Annotated in this window: 22 protein-coding genes and 1 riboswitch; of the genes, 17 read left to right on the top strand and 5 right to left on the bottom strand. The window is 47.2% G+C overall.

The annotated features are described in order from the left end of the window. The first annotated feature begins 57 nt into the window (after window positions 1-57). The 6 genes from AC58PV_RS22745 (at window position 58) to AC58PV_RS22720 (ending at window position 5762) form a co-directional block, all read left to right on the top strand. Entirely contained in the window at window positions 58-522 is a 465-nt protein-coding gene (locus AC58PV_RS22745) for a stalk domain-containing protein (protein WP_497434745.1), read from the top strand. A 176-nt stretch (window positions 523-698) separates the two neighbouring features. Continuing rightward, window positions 699-2018 (top strand): molybdopterin-dependent oxidoreductase, encoded by a 1320-nt coding sequence (locus AC58PV_RS22740; RefSeq protein ID WP_497434743.1) that lies wholly within the window; start codon window positions 699-701, stop codon window positions 2016-2018. An 82-nt stretch (window positions 2019-2100) separates the two neighbouring features. Beyond that, window positions 2101-2745, top strand: coding sequence for an MOSC domain-containing protein (locus AC58PV_RS22735; protein ID WP_497434742.1), 645 nt, complete (start codon window positions 2101-2103; stop codon window positions 2743-2745). Further along, window positions 2742-3353, top strand: coding sequence for a molybdenum cofactor guanylyltransferase (gene mobA / locus AC58PV_RS22730; RefSeq protein WP_497434741.1), 612 nt, complete (start codon window positions 2742-2744; stop codon window positions 3351-3353). Before AC58PV_RS22735 ends, mobA begins: the two co-directional genes overlap by 4 nt. An 88-nt stretch (window positions 3354-3441) precedes the next feature. After that, window positions 3442-4446: a GTP 3',8-cyclase MoaA gene (moaA, locus tag AC58PV_RS22725; protein ID WP_497434740.1), complete on the top strand. Its 1005-nt coding sequence runs from the start codon at window positions 3442-3444 to the stop codon at window positions 4444-4446. A 32-nt stretch (window positions 4447-4478) separates the two neighbouring features. Further along, the gene (locus AC58PV_RS22720; protein ID WP_497434738.1) at window positions 4479-5762 is read left to right on the top strand and encodes a molybdopterin molybdotransferase MoeA; all 1284 of its coding nucleotides are present in this window, start codon (window positions 4479-4481) and stop codon (window positions 5760-5762) included. A gap of 572 nt (window positions 5763-6334) precedes the next feature. Here AC58PV_RS22720 and AC58PV_RS22715 read toward each other — a convergent pair. Continuing rightward, complete coding sequence (locus AC58PV_RS22715) at window positions 6335-6439, bottom strand: YjcZ family sporulation protein (protein ID WP_497434737.1); 105 nt, start codon at window positions 6437-6439, stop codon at window positions 6335-6337. Between the two features lie 158 nt (window positions 6440-6597). Beyond that, window positions 6598-7395, bottom strand: a complete 798-nt coding sequence (locus tag AC58PV_RS22710) for a stalk domain-containing protein (protein ID WP_497434736.1) — start codon at window positions 7393-7395, stop codon at window positions 6598-6600. 4 nt (window positions 7396-7399) lie between these two features. After that, a riboswitch (cyclic di-AMP (ydaO/yuaA leader) is annotated at window positions 7400-7552 on the bottom strand. Window positions 7553-7709: 157 nt separating this feature from the next. Between AC58PV_RS22710 and AC58PV_RS22705 the strand changes: the two genes are divergently transcribed. The 5 genes from AC58PV_RS22705 to lepB all read left to right on the top strand — a co-directional run bounded on the left by AC58PV_RS22705 (window position 7710) and on the right by lepB (window position 11575). Further along, window positions 7710-8369 carry a PspA/IM30 family protein gene (locus AC58PV_RS22705; RefSeq protein WP_497434735.1) on the top strand — a complete coding sequence of 220 codons (660 nt, stop codon included), beginning with the start codon at window positions 7710-7712 and terminating at the stop codon, window positions 8367-8369. Window positions 8370-8500: 131 nt separating this feature from the next. Next, window positions 8501-9163 carry a cell wall-active antibiotics response protein LiaF gene (liaF, locus tag AC58PV_RS22700; protein WP_497434733.1) on the top strand — a complete coding sequence of 221 codons (663 nt, stop codon included), beginning with the start codon at window positions 8501-8503 and terminating at the stop codon, window positions 9161-9163. A 103-nt stretch (window positions 9164-9266) separates the two neighbouring features. After that, window positions 9267-10334 carry a sensor histidine kinase gene (locus AC58PV_RS22695; RefSeq protein ID WP_497434732.1) on the top strand — a complete coding sequence of 356 codons (1068 nt, stop codon included), beginning with the start codon at window positions 9267-9269 and terminating at the stop codon, window positions 10332-10334. Between the two features lie 26 nt (window positions 10335-10360). Further along, window positions 10361-11008, top strand: coding sequence for a response regulator transcription factor (locus AC58PV_RS22690; protein WP_056618875.1), 648 nt, complete (start codon window positions 10361-10363; stop codon window positions 11006-11008). A gap of 18 nt (window positions 11009-11026) precedes the next feature. Beyond that, window positions 11027-11575, top strand: coding sequence for a signal peptidase I (lepB, locus tag AC58PV_RS22685; RefSeq protein WP_497434731.1), 549 nt, complete (start codon window positions 11027-11029; stop codon window positions 11573-11575). A 454-nt stretch (window positions 11576-12029) separates the two neighbouring features. Here the strand turns inward: lepB and AC58PV_RS22680 are convergent, their stop codons facing one another. Next, window positions 12030-12725: a hypothetical protein gene (locus AC58PV_RS22680; RefSeq protein ID WP_497434730.1), complete on the bottom strand. Its 696-nt coding sequence runs from the start codon at window positions 12723-12725 to the stop codon at window positions 12030-12032. A 130-nt stretch (window positions 12726-12855) separates the two neighbouring features. Here AC58PV_RS22680 and AC58PV_RS22675 point away from each other — a divergent pair, with 130 nt between their 5' ends. Beyond that, window positions 12856-13302, top strand: a complete 447-nt coding sequence (locus AC58PV_RS22675) for a GNAT family N-acetyltransferase (protein WP_497434728.1) — start codon at window positions 12856-12858, stop codon at window positions 13300-13302. Window positions 13303-13347: 45 nt separating this feature from the next. On the opposite strand, the gene AC58PV_RS22670 is transcribed toward AC58PV_RS22675, so the two are convergent. Further along, entirely contained in the window at window positions 13348-13716 is a 369-nt protein-coding gene (locus AC58PV_RS22670) for a hypothetical protein (protein WP_497434727.1), read from the bottom strand. A 190-nt stretch (window positions 13717-13906) separates the two neighbouring features. On the opposite strand from AC58PV_RS22670, the gene zwf reads away from it, so the two are divergent. The 4 genes from zwf (at window position 13907) to AC58PV_RS22650 (ending at window position 19351) form a co-directional block, all read left to right on the top strand. Beyond that, the gene (zwf, locus tag AC58PV_RS22665; RefSeq protein ID WP_497434725.1) at window positions 13907-15442 is read left to right on the top strand and encodes a glucose-6-phosphate dehydrogenase; all 1536 of its coding nucleotides are present in this window, start codon (window positions 13907-13909) and stop codon (window positions 15440-15442) included. 285 nt (window positions 15443-15727) lie between these two features. After that, window positions 15728-16801, top strand: a complete 1074-nt coding sequence (locus AC58PV_RS22660; RefSeq protein ID WP_497434724.1) for a metallophosphoesterase family protein — start codon at window positions 15728-15730, stop codon at window positions 16799-16801. Between the two features lie 41 nt (window positions 16802-16842). Then, window positions 16843-18426, top strand: a complete 1584-nt coding sequence (locus AC58PV_RS22655) for a peptide chain release factor 3 (protein WP_497434723.1) — start codon at window positions 16843-16845, stop codon at window positions 18424-18426. A 124-nt stretch (window positions 18427-18550) separates the two neighbouring features. Continuing rightward, window positions 18551-19351: a YheC/YheD family protein gene (locus AC58PV_RS22650; RefSeq protein WP_497434721.1), complete on the top strand. Its 801-nt coding sequence runs from the start codon at window positions 18551-18553 to the stop codon at window positions 19349-19351. On the opposite strand, the gene AC58PV_RS22645 is transcribed toward AC58PV_RS22650, so the two are convergent. Next, on the bottom strand, window positions 19346-20710 hold the full coding sequence (locus AC58PV_RS22645) for a putative bifunctional diguanylate cyclase/phosphodiesterase (RefSeq protein WP_497434720.1): 1365 nt from the start codon (window positions 20708-20710) through the stop codon (window positions 19346-19348). The genes AC58PV_RS22650 and AC58PV_RS22645 overlap by 6 nt on opposite strands. Before the next feature lie 272 nt (window positions 20711-20982). On the opposite strand from AC58PV_RS22645, the gene AC58PV_RS22640 reads away from it, so the two are divergent. Further along, window positions 20983-22005: a LacI family DNA-binding transcriptional regulator gene (locus tag AC58PV_RS22640; protein ID WP_497434719.1), complete on the top strand. Its 1023-nt coding sequence runs from the start codon at window positions 20983-20985 to the stop codon at window positions 22003-22005. The last annotated feature ends 514 nt before the right edge of the window (window positions 22006-22519 follow it).

The following is a 22519-nucleotide window of genomic DNA, read 5'->3' as shown; positions in this document are numbered from 1 at the left end:
CCTGTAAATTAGGTGATGTGAAGCGAACATACATTGAAAGCGAGAGGAATGAGTGCGATGATGCCAAAAAAGAATGTGAATAAGTCTTGGAGAAACTTTCTGATAGTGGGGGTGGTTGCCTGCACGCTGGCACTGCCAACATTCGCGAGTGCCGAAGAAATGATGGCAAAGTCTTATGATTATGCAGGTATCCAAACGATGATGAAGGACGGCATGGAGTTAGTCCCATTGCGCCAAGTTGCGGAATCATTAGGGTTCAAAGTGACATGGCAAGATGATACACATTCGATTGTTTTGACGACAATGGATGGTAAGGGCACGATGGAAGACAAGAATATGATGGATGATAAAGGAATGATGGAAAACAAGAGTATGATGAGGGGACACACATTTCATATTCAGATTGATAGTAAAAAGATCACCGCGGATGGTAAGGAAGGCATGCTGACATACAGTCCGATGCTAATAGATAGTATGACCTATGTTCCGAAGTCGTTCGTGGAAATGTACTTCTTGAAATAAGTAGAGGCAAGGGAAGACAAGACAAGACAAGACAAGGATAGGGGTCTACCTAATGGTAGGCTCCTTTGCACTTATGAAGGTAAAAAAGTTGGCCTTGCAGCTAATTGTAAGCCTTTTTTAATATTTATACGTTATGATAGATGTATATGGATGAACGCATAAAGGATGTGGCGAAGGTGGAGTCAAAAAGAGGCTGGCTCAAGCAGTCGTTTGGGAAGCGGCTAAATGCCATTCATAGCTGGAACGCTTGGATTGTGGTGTTGTTGACAGTGACAGGGATTGTACTTAGCATTGGTGCGATTCGTGGAGATCTTGGAGCATTTCGTGTGACGTTGAAACAGCTCCACATTTACTTGGGAGTAGCCTCTGTGCTACTCATGGTTCTATACGCGCCAATGATCCGCAAGCATTGGCGTCAGATTCGCGCGCGCCGCAACCAACGCGCGAATTTGGTGTTCGTGCTTGCACTCATGATCGGCTGGGCCGCATCAGGCGTGATCCTGTGGCAGTTCCGTCACATGCCACCGGCTTTGAACAACGCGGCACTCTTCGTGCATGATGCGCTCACCTGGGTGGGAGTGCCGTATGCCGTGTACCATGCCATCTCGCGCAGCAGATGGCTGAAGCGCCAGCAGCGGCTCGAGCAAGCCGCTGCAAGACCGTCTGCCGCCGCGCGCGCAGCAGCGGCGGATATTGACCCTGTGGCGTCCGCGGACGCCACAGAGGGGCGCACAGCAGCGCAGGCGGTCATCGCCGCGCTGAAAGAGTCGCCGATCACACGCGCCTCCTTCCTGCGACTCGTCGCAGGGGTGGTGCTCGTGATCGCGGTCGGTCCCGCCTTTTATCGCTGGATAAAAGGCGCGTTCGATACCGGCGGGTCGTCGACCGCCGAGTATGTGGCTAACGACGGCAACCGCATGTTGCCGCCGCCAGAGCCCATGCCCGACTCCGCCGCTGTTGTAGGCGGAGGGGCCAAAGGGAATTTCCGTATTTACACGGTGACGGAAATTCCGACGTTCTCCTCGGACACCTGGAAATTCGCAATTTCAGGTCTCGTAGATAAACCCAATGCGTGGAACTGGGAACAGTTTTTGCAGATGAAACGCACGGTTCAGGTTAGTGATTTTCATTGTGTGACGGGTTGGTCCGTGTACAAGTGCACATGGGAAGGTATTCCACTGAAGCAACTATTAGCAGCGGCTGGGGTTCAAGCGTCAGCTAAATTTGTGAAATTTTATTCAGGCGATAAAGTATATACAGATGCACTGTCCCTAAGTCAGGCGAATGGTGATGATATTATGGTCGCTGTTTTGATGGATGGTAAACCAATACCGCAGCAACTGGGGGGGCCAGTGCGACTGATTGTACCTCAAATGTACGCTTATAAATCAGTGAAATGGCTCCAAGGTATCGAGCTGATCGAGAAAGAGCACATGGGATATTGGGAAGTGCGGGGCTATGATAATGATGCTTGGGTTGGGAAGTCAAATGCCTAATCGTTGAAGCGGGAACTGACTTTTCGCAAAAAATTTGATATAGTAAGGGCAAAGAATCCTGTTCGGAATAAGGAGATTTGCTATGCAAATTACATCAATTAATGTGGGGTTGCCCCAAATTATAACTTATCAAGGTAAAGAGCTGACCACGGGGATTTATAAGACGCCGGTCAGCTCCTCTTTGTTTGTATCGAAGGTGCAGATGGATGGGGACGGGCAGGCTGATCTAACCGTTCATGGCGGAGTTCATAAAGCCATCTGCGTGTATCCAGAAGAACATTATGCCTATTGGGAAACGCTTAGGGGACATAAATTGGAGGCAGCTACATTTGGTGAAAATCTAACCATTCGAGGACTGCAGGAGCATGAGGTCCATATCGGGGATACGTTCGCCATTGATGAGGTGATCGTTCAAGTTTCACAGCCTAGGCAGCCCTGTCATAAACTAGCTAAGCGAATGGATTGGCCAGAGGCGACTCTTCATGTTCAGGAAACGGGCTATACAGGCTATTATTTTCGCGTGTTGAAAGAAGGTTTCATTGCACCTGATTCCAAGATGAAACTCATCGCTAGGGATGAAGCGGGTGTGACGGTTGCGTTCGCTAATCACATCAAATACCATGATAAGTTGAATATCGAAGCGATCAAAAGAGTGCTTATCGTAGATGCACTTTCAGATAGTTGGAAGCAGTCGTTCAGGAAACGATTGGCGGAGCTCGAGGCATGATGACAGGTGTTATACTAGCTGGAGGGTTGAATCGCCGCATGGGGGGCAAACCTAAGGCACTTCTACCTGTGCAAGGCGAGGCGATTCTCTTAAGACAGCTGAAAGAAATGTCGCTTGGGTGCGAGCAAATCATCGTAGTGACCAATGATCGTGAACCCCTCCAGCCGATACTGGACGAGGTTAAGGGGATGAACGTGGAGTGTATGAGTGATCTATATATCCAAAAAGGTCCGTTAAGCGGTATTCACGCTGCCATGAAAATAGCAAGTGCGTCTCATGTCTGGGTAGTCGGCTGCGATATGCCATTCATTTCTGTAGATGTGGCCAAGGTGATGGCAGAACTGTGCCGTGAAGCCAATGTGGATGCAGTTATCCCCGAGATAGAGGGACGTCTTCAACCCCTTCATGGGATTTATGCAAGAGAGGTTGGGCCGGAGGCGGAGTTGCTGCTAGGGCAGCACAACTATCGATTGATGGGGCTGCTTGAGCATTTGGATTGGCAGACTGTCGATGAGGAGTATTTGGTTCAGCGTGGGCTGCGAACGAATTTTGCAACGAACATAAATACGCCAGAAGAGTATGAAATAATGTTAGATAATATAACATGATCATTCATTTCTATATTTAGGACACGATTAAATCTAGGATTTTGTCAGAAAATATGCCATAATGAACGGAGAGAGAAGGTGAACTCCTATGCCAAAACTGCTATTGGATCGTTTTGGTCGGATGCATGATTACCTGCGCATCTCAGTGACAGATCGTTGTAATTTGCGTTGTGTATATTGCATGCCGGAAGATGGAATGGAATTTGAACCGGATGAGAAGCTGTTAACTTTTGATGAAATTACCGAGATTGTTCGCATATTAGCCCGATTAGGCGTTCGCAAATTGCGATTAACTGGGGGCGAACCATTGGTTCGCAAAAACCTAGAGCAGTTGATCGGCAGATTATCGCAAATCCCCGGTATTGAAGATATTGCATTGACTACGAATGGCATTTACTTTGCATCACGGGCTGAGAAACTTCGTGCGGCAGGGCTAACTCGTGTAAATATTAGTTTGGATTCCTTGCGGGCAGATCGGTTCTCGCTAATTACCCGTGGCGGTGACATTCGCCGTGTACTAGCTTCCATTGAAGAAGCTTATCGTGTGGGGATAACGCCAATTAAGCTGAATGTGGTGCTGATGAAAGGCATTAATGATGACGAGATTGTTGATTTCTTACAAATGACGAGGGATCGACCGATTCAGGTTCGATTTATTGAATATATGCCAATTGGTCACCAAGACGAGGATTGGAAAAAGCGTTATTTATCCCTTACAACGGTTCTTGATCGCTGCAAGGAAATGGGTTGGGAAGCCACAGCCTCAGATGCCGTGTATGGCAACGGTCCCGCACAGAATTACCGCATTGAAGGTGCGTTAGGCTCGTTCGGCCTCATTCATCCGATTAGCGATCACTTCTGTGAAACCTGCAACAGGCTGCGTTTGACGGCAGATGGCAATATCAAACCGTGCTTATACTGGTCGGACGAATTCAATGTGCGCAAGTATATCGGGGATGATGCTGCGGTAGAAGATCTGTTCTTCCGAGCGTTGGATATTAAACCAGAGAATCACGAGATGGCTCAGGCTTTGATGAATGAAGAGCAGTCACATACACCAACGATTCGTCGGATGTCACAAATCGGCGGATAAGCTAAACGGGCATAGGGAGGCACGGGAAGCAAGTGAGCAGCGAAATGAAGCTTAGGTTTGGCCGTAAAGTGATCTCGGTGGATGAGGCACGTGCCGCCCTTTACGAATGCGTTAAACTCACGGAGACGGAGATAGTCCCACTTCCGATGTCTTTCGGCAGACTGCTAGCAAATGATATTTATGCGGATCATCCTGTGCCACATTTTCGCAGATCAGGGGTGGATGGGTATGCTGTTCGTTCCCAGGATATCGCTGCTGCGACGCCGGACAATCCAATTGTGTTAGATGTCATTGAGCGAATCCCAAGCGGAACTGTACCTAAGTGTACAGTTCAAGCTGGCATGGCTGCCCGTATCATGACAGGTGCACCGGTACCAGAGGGCGCGGACACGGTTGTCATGCTGGAGATGACAGATTGCCTTAGCCTACAGGATGAGTCATTGTTATCTTCAGATGATCAGGTTACCAAGGTGAAAATTAAGAAAGATGTACAAGCGGCAAGTAATATTACGCCGATTGCTGGTGAAATTTCTCATGGCGAGTTAGTTATTCCGCAGGGCACTCGGATTGGTCCAGGAGAAGCCGCTATATTAGCGACCTTCGGATTCTCTGGGGTGAAGGTGTTCCGAAGGCCACGAGTGGCTATTTTCTCAACAGGCTCGGAACTCTTGCAAGTCGAACAAGAGATGCAGCCAGGGAAAATACGTAATAGCAACAGTTACATGTTAGCGGCTCAAGTGGAAGCAAACGGGGGAGAGCCTCTCATTATGCCGGCACTCTCGGATGATCCCGAACAGGTGGAAGCCGCTCTTGAGGCTGTTCTGCCTGATGTCGATCTCATTCTGACTTCTGGCGGTGTCTCTGTTGGCGATTACGATGTACTTGTCGATGTATTCGGTCGATTCGATGGAAAGATCCTATTCAATAAAGTAGCCATGCGGCCAGGTACACCAACAAGCGCTGCTTTATGGAAAGGCAAGCTGCTTCTTGCGCTATCTGGTAATCCAGGTGCTTCGTTCGTAGGTTGTGAGCTATTTGCTAAGCCAATTATTAGGAAAATGTTAGGAAGCCATCGTCCCGAGGCCGAAGAGTTATCAGCCTTCTTGGATATTGCCTACGATAAACCTTCCGCTTATCCGCGTTACATACGGGGGACGACACGTGTTGAAGCTGGGTGCTTATGGGTAAGTCCAGCTGGTATTGATAAGTCGAGCATTATGGTATCCATCAAAGATGCGGACTGCTTGATTTGGCTGCCAGCCGGGGGGCAGGGTTATCTCCGTGGTGATAGCGTGAAAGTGTATGCAACGCGTTAACGTTAATGAACTTATTCTTATGTAAATTTTCGTATGGAAGCTATAAGTACTATTGTGAGTATGGCGCTAAAAAGTAACCGTCTATCAGGAGCGGGAGCTTTGGCGCTTTTTTTGTGAGTAGCTGCGCTTAAACTCCTGTGGCCGTTGCGCAGCGGGAAGGGGGCAAGTTAACGCCCATTTTGGGCGTTAACTTGGAGCCGTGGCTGGCACGCGGGAGTATAAGGCCCATAACGGGCCTTAAAGTGCTCTGGTGGCCGCCGGGCAGCGGGAAAGGGTCAAGTTAAGGCCCATTTTGGGCGTTAATTCGAAGCCGTGGCTGGCGCGCGGGAGTATAAGGCCCATAACGGGCCTTAAAGTGCTCTGGTGGCCGCCGGGCAGTGGGAAGGGGCAAGTTAACGCCCATTTTGGGCGTTAACTCGAAGCCGTCGCTGGCGCGCGGGAGTTTAAGGCCCAAAACGGGCCTTAAAGTGCTCTGGTGGCCGACGCCACTCAGATAGCACGCACGTGGGACAAACTAAAACCCGCCAATTAAATGGCGGGCTATTTGTATACAGCTAATTGAGTAGACCTTTTTAGTAGAAAGTAGCAAGAATGATGACCAACAGTACATAAAGAACAAGAACTAAACCTACGGAATTTCCGTATCCTGGCGTTCCACAACCAACTGCAGCTGACATAGTATCCCCTCCGGTTTTGAATGAAATGTGGGTTAAACACTATATATCATATGTAGGTGGGAACCCTGTTGATTGGACATATGCCCTTATTCGATGGAACATTCACCTACCAAAAAGAGCTGCCCTTATGAACTCACGGGGCAGCTCTTTTCATTCAATTAGTTCGGAATTTGGTATACTTTAATTTTCTGAATGCCAAAGCTTCGTAAGGAGCTCTTCGAGCCTGGGACGAAGATGTCCAGTCGATTTCCTTTAATCGCTCCGCCCGTATCGGTTGCATAAACGTACATTCCGCCTTTAGGAAGGCCGCTATATGAATAACCTTCAATGTAGAGCTTCGTGCCAAGTGGAATAACGGAAGGATCGACAGCGACTGTGCCGATAGCTAGGGGGTTGCCCATGTAATCAAGGGCACCGTAGCCGCCATTTTCAGAAGGATCTGCTGAGTAAGCTGTAGATTCAAATACTTGATAATCAGGTGCATGCTGCTCGCCATCTTTGCTTAAGATCGCCAGATTATTGCTTGCATCCCAATGCACAGGTATACCTGCGGTGGTGGATAGGAAGCGAAGCGGCACATAGACCCGTCCATTTTGATATTGGGAAGCTCCGTCTAAGACGATTGTTGCATCATCAACACTAGCTTCTTTTTGCCCTGATACTAAGGTAATCGTATGTTGGTCGTTAATAAGTGTTACCTTGATCTGATTGCCATTTTTCTGCCAATTCACCGTATATCCGAGCTTCTCCGTTACAAAACGAAGAGGAACTTGGGTCGTTTGGTTGCCATCCAGAAATGGCTGTGCATCAGGGAAATGGACCAGGTCATCATTGACTTGCACTTTCACTTCCATTTGAGCTGCTTGCGCAGGTGCAATAAATGGGGAAAGAAAGCCTCCTGCCAAGACTGTTAGTGAAACAGCAAGGCTAGTTAACCCTTTAGTAAGCTTATTCAATTGGTAATCCTCCTTCATGAGCCTTCGAGGTTAGTTGACGGGTTCGGGAAGAAGGTTCTCCCTAGTCTGCTCCAAGCTGAAGCAAATATTCACCCCAAGTATTTCGTCCCCCGTACTAATGCCTATAATTATGCACTAGACTCGGCTCCAAATATTTTAACATCACAGGTAGGCTCGGACAACGACCAAAATCTGGTTATGACTTTTTGCATACTGGACTTAGGTCTAGGTTCGAATACAGTCGGTAGTCGGTTTTAGAACGTCGGGAATTAAGCTACCATAAGAGTATGATGAAGCGTGAGGGGCGATTAAGCATGAATAATAAGAATCGGGAAATGGATCCTACAAATATATTTGACCGTATTGGCAAAATGGCTGAAACCGTCTGGAACGAGGCGGTCGGCAAGACGAACCCAGCCACTTATGGCGACAGCAGTGTGATAGCTCAGCTTGAGGAGCGCTACGAGGACGCGCTGCAGGCAACGATTGCGCTGCGCAGTCAGATTGAGCGTGCGGAAGAGATGGCGAAGCTGCGCGGCGAGCAGGCTGAGCTTGCGATGCGCGCTGGCGAGGAGGATCTCGCGCGGCTTGCACTGCAAGAGAAGCTCCGCGAGGAAGCCGCGAGCGAGCACTACCGCGCGCAGTACGCGAGCAGCCAGGACTTGTGCCTGGCGCTCTCAGAGGAACTGCGCGGGCTGCGTGCGGGGCACGCAGCGGAGGATGTGCAGCCGCGTGGCGGGCTGCACAGCAAAGAGGCTCGCGACACGTGGCGCGAGCTGGAAGTGACCGGCCGCGAGCTCGGCCGGGAGGCGTTGCAGGGGCTCCGCGTGGCGGGCCGCCTGTCGAAGGAAACGTTGAAGGAAGCCGGTGGCAACCTTCAACATGAACTGCGCGCGCTGCGAGGCAAGCTGCAGCACGAGTGGCAGCAGGAGCAGCGTTCTCGCGACGAGCGAGATCCGCGTCAGAGCAAATAGTCCTGGACGATGACCTCCACGTAAGCAAAGCCTTGTGCAATAAGGATTTGCATCTTGGAGGTCGTCCATTCTTATGGTATGCTAGGAATCGTATGAACGGAAGAGAAATGGCAGCCAGAGGAGGTGCATCGATGGGAGAGGAAACGAAAAATAACCGCAGCCGGAATACAGCGCTTTTGCTGATTGGAGCCGGTGTTTTTTTGCTTCTGGAACATACCATAGGCTTTTTTCCCGTTATCGCCGTAATCCTTATTCTGCTGGGCATTCATCGTGTTCGTTCACGCAAAGAGAATAAGGGTTATGTGTTGATGGGGATTGGTGCCATTATTTTATTCGGTGATCATCTCACCATTGTCATTTCGGTTGTGTTGATTTCATTGGGGCTATTTTTCATTCGATCCAAGCAGGTTCACAAAGATGATACCTATACCCAAAAGCAAAAGATTGTCGATAGTGTTCGCCTCGGCCGTGAGCCATGGATTCAACGGAATACGTCGACGTGGTACTTAGTGGGAGAAACGTACATGGATCTTTCTATGGCGATTCTCGAACAAAAAGAAACGACAGTTATCCTACAGGGGGTTGTAGGAGATATTGATATAAAGGTGCCTGACGATATCGGTGTTTCCGTTACTGCTTCCGTTATGTTAGGTCAGTTGCAAATTGCAGACGAAAAAGAGTCTGGTGTGATGAACAAAGTGGTTTGGCAATCGCACAATTATGAGCACTGCGACCATCGAGTGAAACTCATACTTTCTTTCATCGTAGGAGATATCAAGATCAAAGTATTGTAACTTCTTCTTTTAAATGGTCACATTCATGGGCTATATTTTTGGATAAACGAGACCGTCCTTAGAGGACGGTGTAGTCGTTTATTTCAAGGGGGTTCTTCACCAAGTGGACGGCTACAAACGTCGATTAACGAACATGATCTGGCGCAGCATGGGGGAAGCCATCCTTTTCAGCTTCGCTGTTTTCGGAGCTATGCTGTATTTTCTGAATTCACGACATCTGATTGAGCCCTTTACCAGCTGGCAACAGGGAGTCAAGTTCTCGTTCATGGCATTGTTAATTCTGGGGATCATTGGGGCGGTGTACGGTTACTGGAACAGCTCTAAGGTCACGCGCAGACTTGAGCCGATGATGGAGACGATGATTTTATTAGAAAAAGGGACATTTGCCCGAGAAGGTTTTCAAAACGGGGATGATGATGAGATTGGACGCTTAGGCGAACAACTCGGCCGCATTATGAAACGATGGGAAGAACAAGTGACCTCTCTCCAGCGGCTGTCGAATAGCAATGCTGAGCTTACCGAGAAGGCCAAGCTTTCCGCGGTTATTGAAGAGCGTCAGCGCTTGGCGCGCGAACTGCATGATGCAGTAAGTCAGCAATTGTTTGCTATATCGATGACAGCCACGGCTGTTGGACGGACACTGGATAAAGATTTTGAGAAAGCGAAGCGGCAGATTCACTTGATTGAAGAGATGGCATCTGTCGCTCAATCCGAAATGAGAGCTTTGCTGCTGCATTTGAGGCCGATCCATCTCGAAGGAAAAAGGCTTTCGGAGGGACTCGTTGAGCTATTGAAGGAGTTGGCGGCGAAGGTTCCTATGGCGATCAGTTGGGATATGGATGAAGAAATCCGTTTGAACAAAGGGATTGAGGACCATTTATTTCGCATTGTGCAAGAGGCACTTTCGAATGCCCTGCGTCACTCTAAGGCGAATAAGCTGGAAGTGAAACTGCTGCATCGTTCAGACGGCATCCGATTAGTCATCCGCGATGACGGTGTTGGTTTTGAGCTGGATGCCAAGAAGCTGACTTCGTATGGGATTGTGTCTATGAAGGAGCGCGTGAACGAAATCGGCGGCTCTGTGGACATTATTACAGCACCAGATCGAGGAACACGTATCGAGATTCGAGTACCTATCTTAGCAGCCGATCCTCAATTCATTGAGAATTAGCACCGTACATAGAGAGGAAGAAACGAATGGACGACACCTTAATTAAAGTACTACTTGTCGATGATCATGAAATGGTCAGAATTGGACTTGCGGCTGTTCTAGGGACAGAAGATGGCATTGAGGTCGTTGGCGAGGCGAGCAATGGTCATGATGGCATTCGATTAGCCCAGGAATATCGCCCTGACGTTGTATTGATGGACCTCGTTATGGAAGGTATGGACGGCATTGAAACGACACGGAAATTACTGCAACTATACCCAGATTGTAAGGTCATTGTATTGACTAGCTTCTTAGATGATGAGAAAATGTATCCAGTTATTGAAGCGGGTGCCTTCAGTTATTTGTTGAAAACCTCGCGTGCATCCGAAATCGCACAAGCGATTAGAGCCGCGGCCAAGGGGCAATCGATCCTGGAGTCGCAGGTGGCTTCGAAAATCATGAATCGCTTCCGTCAACCGAAGCCGGTTGCAGAGCCGCATGAGGAACTAACGGACCGCGAGATGGAAGTGCTGCGCTTAATCGCGAAGGGTAAATCGAATCAAGAGTTGGCTGATGATTTATTCATTGGCGTGAAGACGGTGAAATTCCACGTCACTAACGTTCTATCCAAGCTTGGCGTAGAAGACCGCACGCAAGCTGCGATTTATGCCTTTAAGCACGGACTGGCGGAATAAGGCTAGGGAGCGATCAAATTGAATGTAGTCAAACAGATTTGGAGCTGGTTTGGTTCCATTGCCATTTCCTTTGTATTAGTCGTCTTTCTGGGTGTGTTTGTGTTCCAATCTACGCGAGTTAGCGGCCATTCGATGGACCCGACATTGCATGATAGTCAACGTGTGTATGTTTCGAAGTTATCCCATACGTTCCACTACGAACCTAATTATGAAGACATTGTCATCATAGACTCTAGGGTTGAGATGAAGCGGACTTTTAAACATGATTTGCTAGATAGCCCATTGCTCAGCTTGTTTGTTAAGGGCGATGATAAGCATGTATGGATCAAACGTGTGATTGGTAAGCCTGGTGATGAGCTTGAGCTTAAGGATAATCAGATGTATCGCAATGGTGAGCTTCTGAATGAGTCTTACATCAACGAGGAAATGAGAGCGAACGGGAACAAAAAGTGGACCGTTCCAGCGGATCATATTTTCGTGATGGGAGATAACCGCAACAATAGCATGGATAGCCGCGTTATTGGCTTTATTCCAATCGATCATGTGTTAGGTAAAAAGTTATTCTAAATTTGAAAAAGGCTGTATCACCCGTAGAGGATTCTACTTGGGGATACAGCCTTTTGGTGCAGTTGGGAGCGATTTGTCAGGTCAGGAGTTGGTTTCGAATTCGGGCTCGCTTGGGGTATTAGCTGTAAAAAGTACAGTTAATATAGCTGGAAACCGCTTGAATTTGCGAATAACTGGAAAATATACATCTATTCCTCTACCTTTTAAGGAAACGGTGTGGAAATGGACGAAATAGCTGGAGTTTTTCCAGTTAAATGAGATTTATTGGGGGAAAATGTGAAAATAACTGTATGTTTTTTCCATTTATGTTGAAATGACGCTAGTCCTAGAGGGAGATGTGCTGTTTTCGAGAAATGGGGCTGAACTGCAGGAGCTAAATTGCACTTGATGGCAGCTGAGCACCTGCAGGAGCGCTGAATTGACATATCAATGGTGGTGCGGCACTTCGTCTTGGTCACAACTTCGTATCCAGCAATATGCCACGCATCGGAACCGGCAAATAGGCCTCAAGCTGCGATTGATATTGACTATATGGCTTAAGCGGCGACGAGGAGAGTTGAAACAACGAGACGGATGGCTGCTGCTGCAGAAGGTCAATACGACTTACTAGCGAGCTTGCGAAGTTGGTGAGATCTAGCAAACTTTTGCTAAGAGTGCTGCTAAGTTGATTGGGTTGCTTTGCTAGGGCTTCAGGTTGCAGGGTAAGCTTGCCATTGTCACTCGTGGTGATGCCAAGATCGCGTAGTGTGCTCGGCTTAGCGGCCCCTTCCAAATTTTGGAGCAGAGCATGACTCACATAATCAGGTGAATCCCCCAACTGATCTTGCAACTCATTATATGTCTGAATAAATGCTTGAAGGTTCTCGGTGATATCGGATTGCGATTCTATCGGCGGGGTGAATGCAGTCGTCTTGACGAGTGTCTGAGCAGATTGCTTGACGTTGTTGGCAGATTGAACTAAGCCAGCTACGTCCTTGGCCGCCGTCTGTGCGAACTGTTTGTAGGCGAGTTGCTCATAGGGTAAATCCAACATTCGCCGTATGGTAGTCGATTTGCCACCAGAGACCGCACTTACAGCGCCAACACGGTAATAATCTTTATGAGTTTGATACCTGTTCACCGCCATGACGGATGGGTAAGCATTGATCATTGCGATCACCTCATTTCACATACTTTTAGTATATCACTCCAGTAGACTGGGGTAAATTGGTACTTGTGGGGTCAATTACGCGATGACGTACATAAGATAGCATTATTGCTTCTTGTGGAGGCGGTGTCATGTGATACGCAAACGTCTGGCTACCATTGACGATCCTGCTATATATCGATTAGTTGTCGAGCAATTAGTACCCTTTTCCAGAATGTATGAATCAGGTAATTCCGTGACGTACTCAGAGATCCGCAAGCGACTGAACGGGAATAAAACGTTGGTTATCGCCAAGGGCTATAAGCGGCCCTACGGCTTCATTTCAATCATACGTAAATCGAGTAAGCTCTTCATCGATATGCTGGCTGTCGATCCTCGCGAGCAGGGAAAAGGTATCGGACATATACTTATGAAGGCTGCAGAAGATCACGGGCTGAAAGAACGTTGCCACACGGTTGAGCTATTTGTTGATGACAGCAATCCGAAGGCGATACGATTTTATAGTAAAAGAGGGTATGAAATCGATTCCTATGTACCTGAACTTAGCTGTTATCGGATGCATAAAAAGTTGAAACGTTGAGAAAAGGGCTGTAGATGAGGTAAACATCCACAGCCTTAATTTCCGTTACTCACTAAACAAGGCGGCAATATAGTCGATTTGAATATCTATGGGACCGGTAGGTCTAGCTGCTGGCACTTGTGAAGGTCCTCCAAAACGGATGAGGCCAAAGGAAGACAGCCCCTCATCTGTTGACCGTTGCGTAGGTGAATCGGGTGGAGCTTGCTTCTTTTTCCCTTTTTTCGTAGATGTTGGTTTGGTACTCTTAGAAGAAGATTTGGTGTTTGCTTGTTGGTTGTCATTGATAATGATTTTGTTTTTCTCCACGCGACTGACAACGCCATATATCTCCAAACCATTCGTCAAGTAGACAAGAACGGGCTTTCCTATAAGATTTTTGCAGCTTTTTGCGGTGATGGGATGAAAGGGTTGCATGACTAAGGACACCTCCGTATTCGTATGTACTGTTAGCCTATGCCATGCAAAATATAACGGTATAGACGAATGTCTAGTTTCTCATAAGAAAATGTTATGAGTTAAAGTGCGTATATAAGTTGAATAGCTTGACAATTTTAGGTATGCTAAGCATATTAACTAATTCTAATAGAGAAAGAATGATGCATAGATGAGTGGAGCTGTCTTTTATATTTTCGGAGCAACAGGTGATTTAGCCAAAAGGAAACTGTTTCCAGCTTTTTATAGCCTTTATCGGGAAGGCAAGCTAGGAGATAACTTTGCAGTAGTTGGTCTGGCTCGCAGACCACGGACGAATGAGCAATTCCGTGAAGACGTGAAGAATTCGATTCAAGATTTCGCGCGTTACAAGAATACGGATGTTGCCGAGTGGGAGAAATTCTCCCAAAGATTCGAGTACATGTCACTCGACATTAACAATGTTGCAGGTTTCCATGAACTGAACACACTGACTGCGAAATTGGACGAGAAGTATCAAACAGGCGGCAATCGTCTGTTCTATTTGGCTCTTGCGCCTGAGTTGTTTGGCAATGTGTCTTACAATTTAAGTGAAGGCGGCTTGCTCCAAACAGAAGGCTGGCATCGCCTCGTGATCGAGAAGCCATTCGGCTACGATTTGCCATCAGCAGAGCGTTTGAATGGGCAGCTTCGCCAAGTGTTCGAAGAGAAAGATATTTACCGTATCGATCATTACCTTGGGAAAGAAATGGTTCAGAACATCGAGTTCGTTCGCTTCGCGAATGCTTTCTTCGAGCCGCTTTGGAATAATAAATACATAGCGAACATCCAGATCACGTTGAGTGAGACAGTGGGTGTAGAAGAGCGCGGTGGCTACTATGACCACTCTGGCGCACTTCGCGATATGGGCCAAAATCATATGCTTCAAATGCTGATGATGATGGCCATGGAGCCGCCTAGCCGTCTACATCCGGAAGATATACGCGATGAGAAGGTGAAGGTACTTCGTTCACTTCGTCTATTCGAAGACGGCGACGATGTACGTGCGAATGTAGTTCGCGGTCAATATGCCAGCGGTGCTGCCAAAGGCAAAGCACTCCCAGCCTACCGTGAAGAGGATTCAGTGAATCCGCAATCGACGACGGAAACGTATTTTGCAGCGCGTGTTCACGTTGATAATTTCCGCTGGGCAGGTGTACCGTTCTACATTCGTACAGGCAAGCGACTACCGGTCAAAACAACCGAGGTCGTTGTTGAATTCAAGAACATTCCAAACAATGTCTATTTAGCTAAAAAGCATGACCTTGAGCCGAATCTACTCGTATTCCGCGTGAATCCGATGGAAGGCATCTATCTGAAAATGAATGCGAAGCAACCTGGTTCCGAAGGCGTAATCGTACCTGTTGCGATGGATTTCTGCCAAAGTTGTCAGATCGGCATCAATACGCCAGAGGCTTACGAGCGCTTGCTGTATGATGCAACTCGCGGAGATTCCACGTACTTTACGCGTTGGGATGAAGTTGCGTTGGCATGGTCTTATGTGGATCGCATTGCGGCTGCATGGGGCGAACAGACGGATGACCTTAAGCACTATCCAGCTGGTTCATGGGGTCCTGCAGAAGCAGCAAAGCTATTGAGCGACGATGGATTCAAGTGGTGGCCGATCAATGGTCAGAATGAAGGGGAAGTCGATTGGGAAGCTGTTCAGAAAACAACCGTATTAGCGTAAAATAGGGAGTTTATCCAACAGGCGAATCCGCCTGTTGGTTTTTTGCGTGAGGGGGACAAGCGCAGCAAGAAATCACGTCATGTACTCGCGTAGGGACGATGTATCGGACATAATTTGTGGTATACTAGTGGATATGACCATTTTTTCTCCACAATAGAAAGCTTAAGTTTTCGAATACCGAAAACAACTTTCTATTTGGCGATAAACCCTTCCTCTTAACGCGGTCGTTCATCTTCGAATTGCTTCGATAGAGGGTTTCTCATTTTATACACTTGAGGTGCATTGATGTCACGAAGAGCGTTTGTGCGATGGCTGCTTGCCATTGGGGCTGTTTTAGTAGGATTAAGTGCTTGGTTCAGTCTGTTGGTTAAGAAAAAATTCATTCCCGAGGAACAGGCCGTAGCCGCACCTGTAGCTACCTCCGAGCCTCCTCAAGCTACGCCAGCGCCTTCGGAAGAACCGCTGCCTCTTGGCCCGTTGATGTCCTTTTTTATCTTAAGTGATCTGCACGTGACTTCGGGAGATTCTCTTCCCAACAAGAAGCTTAGACTTGCGTTAGATGATGTCACTCAGTTCGATGGTCCTGTCGATGCGATCATGCTGACCGGCGATTTGACGGATACAGGAACAGAGGTTGACTATAAGGCATTGCGTGCCATCTTGAATAATTATAAACTTCCTCCCATTCATGGTAACATGGGGAATCATGATTATTACACGATTTGGATTAATAAGACGAATAGTTGGGATCAGGATAATGTACCGAATGGCAAGAGCGATGCTGTAAGTAGAGAACTGTTCAAGAAGTTCATGGGCTATACTTCCGTTTATAATGATTTTACGACGAATGGACACTCTATCTTATTGCTTTCACAAGAAGCTTACGTGCAAGAGAAGCCTGAAGTAGGTGAAGGTGCATGGTACTCCGACGAACAACTCGCTTGGTTCAAAGAAAGAATGGGCAATTTATATAAACCAGGAAGACCGCTGTTCGTGATGACGCATCAACCATTGCCGCCAGTTGGCACCGATGGTGCTACCCACCAGCTCATTCGGGCTATTCAGTTCCGTGAAACGTTGAAGCCTTACAAGAATGTATTCGTCTTCTGTGGCCATCGTCATCAGGATTTCCAGAATGGAACACCGCACTATATCCAAGAATCGTTCCATTATTTCCATAATGCCTCTGTAGGGAGAACGCTGAATCGAGCATACCAGCAAACTGCGCAGGATAAAGCACAAGGTATTTATGTGCAAGTATTTGCAGACAAAGTGGTTGTGCGCGGCAGAGAATTCAGTAATCGCACGTTCATTGAAGAAGCGAACTGGACGGTCCCCTTGGAGAAAGCACACGCTTAATTATGAACTACCTCTAAAAGAAGAAGGGAATAAACGAACACATGAAAACGCAACTCACTAAAATTCTCGAAACAGAAGTCGCTAAACGACGGACATTCGCGATTATTTCTCACCCGGATGCGGGGAAAACAACATTAACAGAGAAGCTGCTTCTATTCGGGGGCGCGATTCGCTTAGCCGGAACGGTTAAAGGTCGTAAAGCAAGCAAACATGCTACATCAGACTGGATGGAAATCGAGAAGCAACGGGGGATCTCCGTAACGTCAAGTGTTATGCAGTTCGACTACGAAGGTCACCGCGTCAATATTCTGGATACGCCAGGTCACCAAGACTTCAGCGAGGACACCTACCGTACGTTGACAGCCGCGGATAGCGCGGTGATGTTGATCGACGTTGCCAAAGGGGTCGAGACTCAGACGAAGAAACTATTCCAAGTATGTCGTATGCGTGGGATTCCTATTTTCACATTTGTAAACAAACTAGACCGTGAAGGCCGTGATCCTTTCGAGTTGTTAGAAGAGCTTGAAGAAGTGCTTGGTATTCGTTCTTATCCGATGAACTGGCCGATTGGTTCAGGCAAGCAATTCTGTGGCGTGTATGACCGTGGGAAGTCCCAATTGGAGCTGTATCAAGGGGATGATCACAGAGAGATTGAAGTTCGTAAGGTGGATGGCGTAGAAGATCCATTGGTGAAGCAAATCGCAGGTGATTTCCTGCACAAGCAATTGTGTGGAGATATCGAGCTGCTCGATGTCGCGGGAGATCCTTTTGATATGGAAAAGGTGATGAAAGGTGAATTGACGCCTGTTTTCTTCGGGAGTGCGGTGAACAACTTCGGGGTTCAGACGTTCCTCGAGAACTTCCTGCAATTAGCACCTAAGCCAGAGCCGCGGACTAGCACTGCAGGTGTGATCGAGCCGACAAGAGAGAAATTCTCTGGTTATGTGTTCAAAATTCAAGCGAATATGAACCCAGCTCACCGCGACCGTGTAGCTTTCCTGCGTATCGTCTCCGGCAAGTTCGAACGAGGCATGTCCGTGAAGCATGTAAGGCTTGGCAAGGATATTAAGCTGGCCCAACCTCAGCAGTTCCTAGCACAAGATCGTGATATCGTGGAAGAGGCTTTCCCAGGGGATATCATTGGTCTATTTGATCCAGGTATTTTCCGCATTGGGGACTCCTTAAGCGAAGGAGAAGAGGTTGTTTTCGACGAACTGCCGACGTTCTCGCCAGAGCTATTCAGCAAGGTTTCCATCAAAAATGCGTTGAAACAAAAGCAGTTCCTGAAAGGGATCGATCAGTTGACGGAAGAAGGGATGATCCAAGTCTTCACGACGATTGGCTTCGAAGATATGATTCTTGGCGTCGTAGGCCAACTTCAATTCGAAGTACTGGAGCATCGGATGAAATCGGAGTATGGTGTGGATATTCTTTTGCAACGTCAGAATTATCAATTCGCTCGTTGGATTATCGATGATAAAATCGATCCAGCTAAATTCCGCATTAACTCCCAATTGGTGAAAGATAAGAAAGGGAATTTCGTAGGTTTGTTCGAAAGTGAATACGCGCTGCGCTCTTCTATAGACAAAAATCCAACCGCACAGTTCTTAACAAGTGCGCCTTAATAGCTAACATACACAAAGAGGCTTTTCCTGAAAATTTCAGGGAAAGTCTCTTCTTGCATGTTGTCGCCAATGCCTCTTCACATACATACACTAGGAAGGGTGAATTCGATGCTGGAGGCTAGCTATGAAGACAATAAGGAAGAAAAGCTCAAAGAAACCGCTACCCTTGAATAAGGCAAGATACGTAAGCAGTAAAATTGGCAAAACGAAGGCCGTCGAGTCTGTCGAATCACTTCGAAAGTATGTGCCAAGCACCAAACGCATGACGGCAGTAACCTTACAAGAGATGCTCGAACAATATAAAATGGTTTACGTGAAACCCAATATAGGCATGTTCGGGAACGGTGTCATTCGTATTGAGTTAGCGGGGGAAGAAGCAGAGAAGCCCTATTCCTACCAATCAGGTGTCACCATCAGAAGGTTCAAAACCTTCGCAGACCTGTATATCTCACTCCTCAAAGTGACGAGAAAAAGGCCGTATTTAGTACAAAAAGGGATTCACCTGTTAACCTACAAGGGGAACCGCTTCGATCTTCGGGTTATGGTGCAGCAATCGCTCGTTCGCAAATGGGAGACAACAGGCGTTATCGGCCGCGTAGCACACCCTGCGAAGATTGTAACGAACTTTCATAATGGCGGGACGTTGAAATCGGTGGATACGTTATTAAAGAAGTATTTGCCTCCTGCGGAGAGAAAAGGGTTTGTGCAACGGCTGCAAGTGATGGGCATCGAGGTGGCTAAGGCGATTAACACGCGGTACAGAGGGGTAAAAGAGATCGGCGTCGACGTAGCGATAGATAGAGACCTGCAGCCATGGATTCTTGAAGTGAATACAAGTCCTGATCCTTATATTTTTCGGAGATTAAAGGATAAGCGCATTTTTGCGAAAATAAGAAGATACGCCAAAGCATATGGCCGGTTATGAAATCATAACCGGTCTGTTGTCATTCTTATGAAAGGTTTGTTCAATATCATACGCAGAAATTGGAGGGCTTAGCAAAAAACCTTGAATGGTCGTGCATGTTGTTTCTTTGAGGATGTGAAGCTGCCCTACGTCTTCGACCCCTTCGGCGACAACTTGGATATTAAGGGCATGGCCGAGGTGAATTATAGCGTTCGTAATCGCCCAATCATTGGAGTTGCTTTGAATGTTTTTGACGAAGGAACGATCGATTTTGAGGCAATGGATAGGAAATTCCTTCAAGTAATTAAGGGACGAGTAACCAATCCCAAAATCATCGATGGAGATAGATATTCCTTGGGAACACAGCTTATCCAAGACCGCGATGGTTTTCTCCATGTTTTGCATAATCGAGCTTTCGGTAATTTCGAACTCCAAATAAGCGGGGTTAATGCCGGTTTGCCTAATGATGTGAATGGCTTTATCCGCAAAGTTATCATCTTGAAACTGGCAAGGTGAAATATTGACGGCAATGGGAAAATCAAGTTTGTTTTCAGCGAGCCATCGTGCTTTCTGTAGACAAGCTTCGCGTAATACCCACTCACCAAGCGGCAGGATCAGGCCCGATTCTTCAGCTAGTGGAATGAAATCGGATGGTGCAATCATGCCATGTAGAGGGTGATTCCAACGTACCAAGGCTTCAAGGCAACTAATTTGACCGGTAGATAGATCAAGTCGAGGTTGATAAAATAACAGGAGTTGATTCTCTGCAATCGCCTTCCGAAGGTCCGTTTCTATTTGAATTTGATTAGCGAACCGTTGTTGTGTTGGCATACCGCGGAAGGTAATGAGTTTATTCTTGCCTGTTTGTTTAGCCAGAAGAAGCGCTTGTTCAGCTTGGTGGAAAGCTTGAGTAACATTCTCAGGTGTTATCACAAGGTCACTCAGGCCGAAGCTTGCACGAAGGAAACACTCTTGATTCTGGTAAGTAAAAGGGGTATCAAATATTTGCCTAACACGGTGCAGCACAGATTGAAGTTGTTCTTGCGTATGTGTTCGAAGCAGAAGGGTATATTCATCATCGCCAGACCGAACAACAAGATCGGTGTGATCTAGTCCTTTCAATCTGCGGTTTAATTCTAGAAGTAAATGATCTCCACATGCATATCCGAGGGCGAAATTCACTTGACGATAACGATCAATATCGAAAACTAGACATGCACGGATGGGAGAAGATGAAGTGTCATCGTGTTTCCGAACAGCATGTTCTAACTGGGCCAAAAGCTGCCCGCGAGAGTGAAGTCGAGTGATCTGTGATCGGCTCGTGAGAGCTTCGATCGAAGTTGACGCAGTGAGCAGAAGATGGCGCCAGATTGCTTTCATTTGCTATCACTCATTCCCATCTCATAGTTGTCCCAATACCCTTTATCATAAAGCTCAAAGAGGAGATAGACAATATTAAGAGTTTGCTTTTATGACAAAAAATGGACTTTTTTTTGGGGTTTCTTTATGAAAACTTGATGTAAATGTCGAAACATGACGGAAATAAGTTGGCGTACAAAATTCTGAATTTATCTTGACAGAAGAAGCTTCTGAATGAGAGAATGTACGCGTGTACATTTTACGTAAAATAAGGTGGAAAGGAGCCAATCGACATGGTGACGAGAAAAGAGGTTGCTGAGCTAGCCAAGGTATCTGAAGCGACTGTATCTCGTGTATTCAATGGACTTGGTCCGATGAAGCCTGCAACGAAAGAAAGAGTTCTCGAAGCAGCGAAGATACTTGGCTATCATCCGAACGCGATTGCGCAAAGCTTCGCTCGAAGACGAAGCGGGAATCTGGGCGTTGTGCTTCCTTATATGCCGAAGGTGCATTTGTTTTCGGCGTATTATTTTGCAGAGATTCTTAGTGGGATTGGCGAGCAAGTGAGGGAACAAGGCTATGACCTACTGTTGTCTCTTCTAACACCAGATGACGATTTGGATTATGGCCGGTTATACCGCTCGCAAAAGGTAGATGCCTGCGTCATTCTCGGGGCGAGAGATACGGAATCTCAGCGAAGATCGTTGCTGGAACTGCAGGAACAGGGCATGCCCTTCTGCTTGGTTAATCAACGATTCGAGGGGCTATCCTTCCTGGAAGTTGATGCGGATCATGTGGCGGGGAGCTATCAAGCTGTACGTCATTTGTTGGATGAGGGGTATCGGAAAATTGCCTTTCTTAACGGCTCTCCACAGTATACGAATTCCTTGGATCGACTTCAGGGGTATCAGAAGGCAATGTTAGAAGCGGGTATAGCGATAGATCCTTCCCTGCAATTCGAGGGGAATTATAGCCGTACGAGTGGCTATGAGATTGCCGCCAAGGTGTGGGAGATTCGGGATCAGGTAGAGGCGGTATTTGCGGCCAATGATCGCATGGCTATTGGACTCATGCAAGGACTTCGCGAACGGGGCTGGATCGCTGGGCGAGATTATGCGGTCATCGGATGCGATGACTCGGATGCTGCGAAGCTAAGTGATCCACCTCTCAGCTCTATTAAGGTTCCTTTCTTTGAAATGGGCAAAGGAGCCGCTCGTGCTGTTCTAGCTAGCGTTGGGCAAAGCAACTATAAAACTCAGCTGCAAGTGAAGCTGCCGACGGAAGTGAAGATTAGGCAGTCTTCGAAGTCAGGGTAGTGAGAGTGGAGAGCTGCGGGATTGGTGCTGAATGGGAGTAGCGAGTGTTGATGGATGAGGTAGAGTGCAAGGTGGGAGTGGCAAGTGCTGGAGGCTGAATACCGAATACCGAATACCGAATACCGAATACCGAATACCGAATACCGAATGTCGAACACCGAACACCGAACACCGAACACCGAACACCAAATCTGATTACCGATCACCGAATATTGCTTGCTGTCTGATTGCGAGTGTGATGTGAGAGTAGCTTGGTGGTTGTAGGAATAACTGGATTTTCTGTAGGTAATTTCACTGGAATTGGCTTGTTTGGAGGTTTAGATGGATTTTCTACAGGTAATTTGGCGGAATTACATAAAAAGAGGAAGTAAGTGCTTTATTAACTGTATATTTTCCAGTTAAATCGAAAAATTAGCTGGATATAGCAGAAATAGATGGATATTTTCCCGTTATTTGCTTGCCGATGGGGGCGCTGGGTTGGTGTGGAGCGCAGAGTGTAGGCTAAAGAGTGAAG

The organism is Paenibacillus sp. J22FR83, assembly GCF_059691955.1.
This window is presented reverse-complemented; position numbering and strand designations above follow the sequence as displayed.

What these genes read in the sequence shown, in the direction of transcription:
- AC58PV_RS22745 (WP_497434745.1), top strand. Translation starts at nt 58, where the DNA reads ATGATGCCAAAAAAGAATGTGAATAAGTCTTGGAGAAACTTTCTGATA.
- AC58PV_RS22735 (WP_497434742.1), top strand. Translation starts at nt 2,101, where the DNA reads ATGCAAATTACATCAATTAATGTGGGGTTGCCCCAAATTATAACTTAT.
- mobA (WP_497434741.1), top strand. Translation starts at nt 2,742, where the DNA reads ATGATGACAGGTGTTATACTAGCTGGAGGGTTGAATCGCCGCATGGGG.
- moaA (WP_497434740.1), top strand. Translation starts at nt 3,442, where the DNA reads ATGCCAAAACTGCTATTGGATCGTTTTGGTCGGATGCATGATTACCTG.
- AC58PV_RS22715 (WP_497434737.1), bottom strand. Translation starts at nt 6,439, where the DNA reads ATGTCAGCTGCAGTTGGTTGTGGAACGCCAGGATACGGAAATTCCGTA.
- AC58PV_RS22705 (WP_497434735.1), top strand. Translation starts at nt 7,710, where the DNA reads ATGAATAATAAGAATCGGGAAATGGATCCTACAAATATATTTGACCGT.
- liaF (WP_497434733.1), top strand. Translation starts at nt 8,501, where the DNA reads ATGGGAGAGGAAACGAAAAATAACCGCAGCCGGAATACAGCGCTTTTG.
- AC58PV_RS22690 (WP_056618875.1), top strand. Translation starts at nt 10,361, where the DNA reads ATGGACGACACCTTAATTAAAGTACTACTTGTCGATGATCATGAAATG.
- AC58PV_RS22680 (WP_497434730.1), bottom strand. Translation starts at nt 12,725, where the DNA reads ATGATCAATGCTTACCCATCCGTCATGGCGGTGAACAGGTATCAAACT.
- AC58PV_RS22670 (WP_497434727.1), bottom strand. Translation starts at nt 13,716, where the DNA reads ATGCAACCCTTTCATCCCATCACCGCAAAAAGCTGCAAAAATCTTATA.
- zwf (WP_497434725.1), top strand. Translation starts at nt 13,907, where the DNA reads ATGAGTGGAGCTGTCTTTTATATTTTCGGAGCAACAGGTGATTTAGCC.
- AC58PV_RS22660 (WP_497434724.1), top strand. Translation starts at nt 15,728, where the DNA reads ATGTCACGAAGAGCGTTTGTGCGATGGCTGCTTGCCATTGGGGCTGTT.
- AC58PV_RS22655 (WP_497434723.1), top strand. Translation starts at nt 16,843, where the DNA reads ATGAAAACGCAACTCACTAAAATTCTCGAAACAGAAGTCGCTAAACGA.
- AC58PV_RS22650 (WP_497434721.1), top strand. Translation starts at nt 18,551, where the DNA reads ATGAAGACAATAAGGAAGAAAAGCTCAAAGAAACCGCTACCCTTGAAT.
- AC58PV_RS22645 (WP_497434720.1), bottom strand. Translation starts at nt 20,710, where the DNA reads ATGAAAGCAATCTGGCGCCATCTTCTGCTCACTGCGTCAACTTCGATC.
- AC58PV_RS22640 (WP_497434719.1), top strand. Translation starts at nt 20,983, where the DNA reads ATGGTGACGAGAAAAGAGGTTGCTGAGCTAGCCAAGGTATCTGAAGCG.